6 protein-coding genes and 1 pseudogene are annotated in these 6,258 nt (G+C 46.7%); 3 read left to right on the top strand and 4 right to left on the bottom strand.

Annotated elements, in window-relative coordinates:
* From GY683_RS01555 to sthA, 3 genes are all read left to right on the top strand, one after another.
* Positions 1-153, top strand: a 153-nt coding sequence (locus GY683_RS01555) for a kinase/pyrophosphorylase (RefSeq protein ID WP_297287086.1), incomplete at its 5' end; no start/stop codon positions are given.
* 28 nt (positions 154-181) lie between these two features.
* The gene (locus tag GY683_RS01560) at positions 182-562 is read left to right on the top strand and encodes a DUF4377 domain-containing protein (RefSeq protein ID WP_297287081.1); all 381 of its coding nucleotides are present in this window, start codon (positions 182-184) and stop codon (positions 560-562) included.
* 98 nt (positions 563-660) lie between these two features.
* A complete protein-coding gene (gene sthA, locus GY683_RS01565; protein WP_297287087.1) occupies positions 661-2,172 on the top strand; it encodes a Si-specific NAD(P)(+) transhydrogenase in 1,512 nt (503 codons plus the stop codon).
* A gap of 51 nt (positions 2,173-2,223) precedes the next feature.
* Here sthA and GY683_RS01570 read toward each other — a convergent pair whose 3' ends face one another.
* From GY683_RS01570 to GY683_RS01585, 4 genes and pseudogenes are all read right to left on the bottom strand, one after another.
* Positions 2,224-3,243 (bottom strand): mechanosensitive ion channel domain-containing protein, encoded by a 1,020-nt coding sequence (locus GY683_RS01570; RefSeq protein WP_297287082.1) that lies wholly within the window; start codon positions 3,241-3,243, stop codon positions 2,224-2,226.
* Positions 3,244-3,383: 140 nt separating this feature from the next.
* The gene (cysG, locus tag GY683_RS01575; protein ID WP_297287083.1) at positions 3,384-4,736 is read right to left on the bottom strand and encodes a siroheme synthase CysG; all 1,353 of its coding nucleotides are present in this window, start codon (positions 4,734-4,736) and stop codon (positions 3,384-3,386) included.
* 108 nt (positions 4,737-4,844) lie between these two features.
* A complete protein-coding gene (locus GY683_RS01580; RefSeq protein ID WP_297287084.1) occupies positions 4,845-5,363 on the bottom strand; it encodes a DUF934 domain-containing protein in 519 nt (172 codons plus the stop codon).
* A 21-nt stretch (positions 5,364-5,384) separates the two neighbouring features.
* Positions 5,385-6,258 (bottom strand): annotated as a pseudogene (locus tag GY683_RS01585) (nitrite/sulfite reductase); the annotation flags it as partial.

Consider the following 6,258-nt stretch of genomic DNA (forward strand, 5'->3'; position numbering starts at 1 on the left):
GCATCCCTTGCCCAGTGCCAAGAAGAACAGCGCGCCATCCAAGCCATCTATACCGCCCAAAAAATCCCAAATCTTAATGTCTCTGAGATGAGCGTGGAAGAAATTGCCACGCGCATCCTGCAGATGACAGGACTTGCGCGCCGTATTGGTTAAGATATTAATAAAAAATTCAAGGTAGTTTATGAAAAAATCAACCAAACCACTTTATCTATTAACTTTATTGTCTGGCGCCCTATTTATGAGCGCCTGCCAAAAATCACCGCCAGTACCCGAGCCACTTTATATCCCTAGCATCGCCCTTGGTGAAGCCGTGGTATTGGATGTACTGCCCAATCGCGCGCCCTGCCAATCCACCACGCCGATGCAATGCCTGCTGGTCAAAAAAGAAGGCGCATCGATGAGTGAAGTCTTTGGCATCGGTTATAACGACATTCATGGATTTGAGCCGCATCAAGGTGTCAGTTATAAGATTCGCGTACATGAACAAATCGATGAAAACACTGGCAAGCCAACTGGTGCTTGGCAGTTGAACGAAATTTTATCCCAACAAATTTCACGCTAAACATTACCAATAAATAAAGGAATAGGACATCATTCATGTCAAAAAAACCAATAGCAAATACAGAACAAAGCAGTGTAAAAACTGCTGAGAATAATGAAATGCCAATCTTAACCCCAGTGACTGATGTTGATCATGATCTAATCCATCAAAATCTCATCAGCCCGCTAGATGGTCAGCGCATTGAATTAAACAGCGAAAACAACACCAAATCACGAAAAAAACACGGCTATGAATATGATGCCATCGTACTGGGCGCAGGTCCTGCCGGGGAAGCTGCCGCGATGAAGCTTGCCAAGTCAGGCATGAAAGTTGCCGTGATCGACCCACGCGAACAGGTTGGTGGTAACTGCGCTCATGTGGGCACCATTCCAAGTAAGGCCTTGCGTCAGTCGGTGTTTAACATCATTGGCATGCGCCGCGATCCGATTTTTAGCTCATTTACAGACAACTTCCAGATTCCGCTAAATAAAGTACTCAGTAAAGCGCGCCGCGTTATTCTAAGTCAGGTAAATACCCATCGTCTGTTCTACGAGCGCAATCGCATTGAAGTCATTCACGGCTGGGGCAGCTTCCTAGATAAACACACCCTACAAATCGAAGAGCCTACAGAAGAAGGCACCACAAAAACCTTAACCTTCAACCAAGCAGTGATTGCGGTTGGTTCTCGCCCTTATCGTCCTGATTTTCTGGACTTCGATCACCCGCGCGTGTTCGATTCTGACAAAATCCTACAAATGGATTATGTCGCGCGTAAAATCATCATCTATGGTGCCGGTGTGATCGGCTGTGAATACGCGTCTATCTTTACTGGCTTAGGCTATGTTGTTGATCTGATTAACAACAAAGATCAGCTGCTTAGCTATCTAGACGATGAGATCTCAGATGCGCTATCGCACGACTTCCGCCAGTTCGGCGTGCGCATTCGTAACAACGAAGAGATTGACCACTTAGAGACGCACGATGACTGTGTCGTTCTACATCTAAAAAGTGGTAAGAAAATCAAATCTGATGCCATTCTTTGGTGTAATGGCCGCTCAGGCAATACCGACAGCCTAAACCTTGAGGCGGTTGGTCTAACTGCTAACCATCGCGGTCAGCTTGAAGTCGATAAGACTTATCGTACTGCTGCGCCGCACATCTATGCTGTTGGTGATGTGATTGGTTGGCCGTCGCTGGCATCAGCCGCCTACGATCAGGGTAGAAATGCCGCGGGCTTTATGGTGGGTGATAAGCACGCAGAATTCATCACAAGCGTGCCAACAGGAATCTATACCATCCCTGAGATCTCAAGCATCGGCGCTACTGAAGAAGACCTAACTCGTGATCAGATTCCTTATGAAGTAGGTCAAGCATTCTTCAAACATCTGGCTCGCGCTCAGATCATCGGCGAACGCTCTGGCGTATTAAAGATTCTATTCCACCGTGAAACACTTGAAATCTTAGGCATTCACTGCTACGGCAACCATGCATCCGAAATTATTCACATCGGTCAAGCCGTCATGAAATGCGGCCACACCTTGGAATATTTCGTTACTACGACGTTTAACTATCCTACCATGGCTGAAGCCTATCGCGTGGCAGCCTTGAATGGATTAAACAGAATCTTTTAAGGTTCACCACAAAAAAAGCCCTAATTTAAATTAGGGCTTTTTTGTGCAAATTTAGCTATCTGCTGTTTCGCTCTTTTGTTCTTTTAATAGCTTGGACAGCTCTTCAACGCCTTGGATATGCACCGTACGGTTCGGAAATGGAATATCCACACCAGCTTCATCAAAGGCATATTTTACTTTCTCAAGCAAATCACACTGCACATCAAACCAATCATTATTCTCCGTCCATACATACAAAGTCAAATCAACCGAACTTTCAGAAAGTGCCGTCACGCGCACATTTGGCGCAGGATGCTTTAGAATCTTGTCATGATGTGAGGCCACCGACAACATCGCCTCGCGCGCCTTCTGGATATCGCTGTGATAGCCTATGCCCACCAACACATCAACACGGCGAGTCGGTAATGACGTGTAGTTCGTGCTTGAATTCGTCATGATGTCGCCATTTGGGATGATGATCTCATGATTGGCGGACGTTCTGATGCGCGTATTAACCAGAGTAATGTCAATCACTGTACCCGTCTGACCGCCCACCTCGACATAATCTCCACGCCCAAAGGGTCGAAAAACAACAATCATCACGCCTGCTGCTAAGTTTGACAGCTGATCCTTTAAGGACATACCAATCGCTACCGCCGCCGCACCCAACACCGCGACGAACGAGTTGGTATTAATACCAAGCTTATTGAGTGCCGCCAACAGTACCGTAACGATCATCAGACCATACAGAAGATTATTAAGAAAATTCACCACCGTCTGATCAAGTCGGCTACGCTCTAACATGCGATTGATCACCGCCAAAATTCGCTTGCCTACCCATTTACCCACAAAGAAGATAAGCAGCGCCAATAGGATGTTGATGCCAAGCTCAACCCCATCATGAATTAATGTATGTACATCAATAGGCACACCTAAGAATTCAAGGGCATGATTGGTGGTATCCTCAAGCCCCTCGACCGTTACAGCGGTAGCTTCCTTGGCGATTTCTTTGGTGGTTTCGGCGGCTTGTTTTACTTCTTCTGCAGCCTTAATCACCGCTTCTGGTTTGGCTGGCTCTTTTGGTGTTGTCATGATTAATTATTAATCCCATGCTGTTATTATTAAAAGTCGTATTTTAGCCCAATCTGCACAAAAAATCATCTAAATCATCGAGAGCCTAACAAAAAAGCCGCCTTGATTTTGGCAGCTTTTTATCAATCAGATCTTAATAATCATGGTCGGTATAATTTAACCACATTGCCCACGATAATGATGGCTGGCGCAGACAGTCCTGCCTGCTCGTTTTTGGTAACAATATCATCCAATGCTCCTATCAAGACTTGCTGTGTTGGTAGGCTTGCATTTGAAACGATGGCGACAGGCGTATCAGCTGATAAACCCGAGGTAAGCAGACTATCTACAATCTTACCCAGCGCATGCAGACCCATGTAGAAGACTAAGGTTTCATCGCTTTGATAGGCACTTTTTAGACCATCAAAAGCCTCGCTGGTCTGATAGCATCCCGTCAAGAATCTCACCGAGGTCGCCACTCCGCGATGTGTAAGCGGAATGCCCGCATAACTGCCCGCCGCCAACGCTGCTGTGATGCCGCTCACCACTTGATATGGCACGCCTGCTTCTTGGCAGGCGATCATCTCTTCGCCTCCACGCCCAAAGACAAAAGGATCACCGCCCTTTAGACGCAGCACTCGCTTGCCCTGTTTGGCGTATTTTACAAGCAGCTCATTGATTTGATCTTGGGTTTTGGTGTGATCAGCGCGCTTTTTACCGACGAATATCTTATCGCTGTCACGGCGACACAAATCCAAAATCTCATCAGCCACCAATGCATCATACAGAACCACATCCGCCTGCTGCATGAGTCGAAGCGCCTTAAAGGTCAAAAGATCAGGGTCGCCCGCACCTGCACCCACGATGTACACTTCACCTGCTTTGTCGTTATTTTTAACAAAATCATCCAATTCATCAGTTAGATGACCAACCGCCTTATCTGCCAAGGCTCTGTTAAACACCCCTTCCCAAAAATGACGACGCTCGGTAATTGTTGGTAATTTCTCCTTGACCGTCTGACGAAATTCCCCAGCAAGCTTGGCAATTCTGCCGATAGTAGAAGGCAGCTGACTTTCGATCTTAGCACGGATCAATCTTGCTAAGACGGGTGCCTTACCATTACTAGACACACCGATGACGATGGGATCTCTGTCCACGATCGCTGGAAAAATAAAATCGCACAAGTCTGGCACATCCACCACATTGATGGCGATGCCACACGCCTTAGCATCTGCATGCACTTGCACATTTATCGCATGATCATCAGTAGCACAGATGATAAAGGCAGGCTTACCAATTCCATCCAAATCACTGCTCTCATAAGGCTTATGTATAATGGCGTGATTGTTATCCTGTAGGAATTGCAAAAACCCCTCATCAAAGTGCTTGGACAGCACTACAATGCTCGCCCCTGCTTTATGCAAAAGATCAGCCTTTCTTTGGGCAACTTCACCGCCACCTATGATAAGAACTCTTTGATGGCTTAAATTAAAAAACAAAGGCAGCGTATTCATGACATTTCCACATTGATAATTAAATTATTGTAATTTTAGAAACAAAAATCCCCTCAAGCACGCCGATCATCATCAGCGCGCCTGTCTTTCTTGAGGTTTGGTTATGGATTAACGGAACATTGGTAGCGCATCAGCCGTCGTGCCTGCATGCGCGGTTTTTAGATCGTGCAGTGTGGTTTTTAGGGTGTTTACGAGCTCTGGTCGCACCGCAAAAGCATTGGCACCTGACTTATAAAAATATGACGCCTGATCAAGCCCGAACTCGCCTGCGACGATGATCTCAGCATGCTCTCTTAGCTGCCTAAGCTGGCGCACCAGACTAAACACACGCCCATCCTTAAAGTCTGCCACATGCACGACAAACAGGTTGATCAATGCTTCATCTAGCACCGATTCAATCTCTTCGATGGTATTATCCGCTGTAACGAGCAGTCCGCGCGTGTCGCGAAAGTCTGTTGGCGTACTAAGTAGCGTGCTGTTGCCATCACCACGCTCATTAATCTTGCCTAGGTTAAGACCTGCATAGTTTGGCTCGTCCGCACTGCTTGAAATCAAGAAAAACTCAGCCGTGCTTTCATGAACATTGGCATGGCTATCTACACTGATGATCGTTGTTAAGACACTCATTTCAATCTCCTTTTGGCTAAATTAAGCGTAAACTGCCGCCTTAAATGGCGCAATACCTACGCGCTCCACCACCTGAGCAAAGCTCTCTACATGTTCATCGGTGGTGATACGCTCATTTTGATACACCTTAGCAATGATGTCAATGGTATTCGCCACCTCATCTGCCGCCACCGCACGTCCTAGAATCTGACCAAGTTTGGCATTCTCTGATGAGCTACCTCCAAGGCTGATCTGATACCAGTGTTCGCCTTTTTTGTCCACGCCCAGAATGCCAATATCGCCCACATGATGGTGCGCACAGGCATTCATACAGCCCGACATGTTCAGACGAATATCCCCAAGATCATACAGATAGTCTAGGTCTTGGAATTGCTCTTCGATACTCTGGGCGATATTATGTGTGGTGGCATTTGCCAATGCGCAATAATCAAAACCCGGACAAACCGTCATGTCAGTCAATGTACCGATATTGGCACGGGCCAGATGCAGCTTGGACAGCTCTTGCCATAGTGCATACAGATCAGCAATCTTAACATCACCCAGTACCAAATTCTGATGGTGCGTGGCGCGAATCTCACCCAAGCTATAAGCATCCGCCAGATCCGCCAACTCGAACATCTGATCATCCGTCATGTCGCCCGATGGAATGTATTTGCCATTGACGATGCCCGCCTTTAACGAAATCACCACCGCACGGTAGCCGGCCACTTTGTGAGCCACGGTATTGTGCTCATACCAATTTTTAAAATCATTATCGGCCAGATATTCTTTAAGCTGATTTTGCGCTGCCAGCGGGTCGATTTTCTCATAAGATGGTGAGGTAAAATAACTCTCCGCCTTAGCAAAATGCGCATCCGTTAAGGTAAGCTCGCCGCCTTTTAGGTGCTGCCATTCA

Origin of the sequence: Moraxella sp. (assembly GCF_024227015.1) — a bacterium.
In the GTDB taxonomy this organism is placed as follows: domain Bacteria; phylum Pseudomonadota; class Gammaproteobacteria; order Pseudomonadales; family Moraxellaceae; genus Moraxella.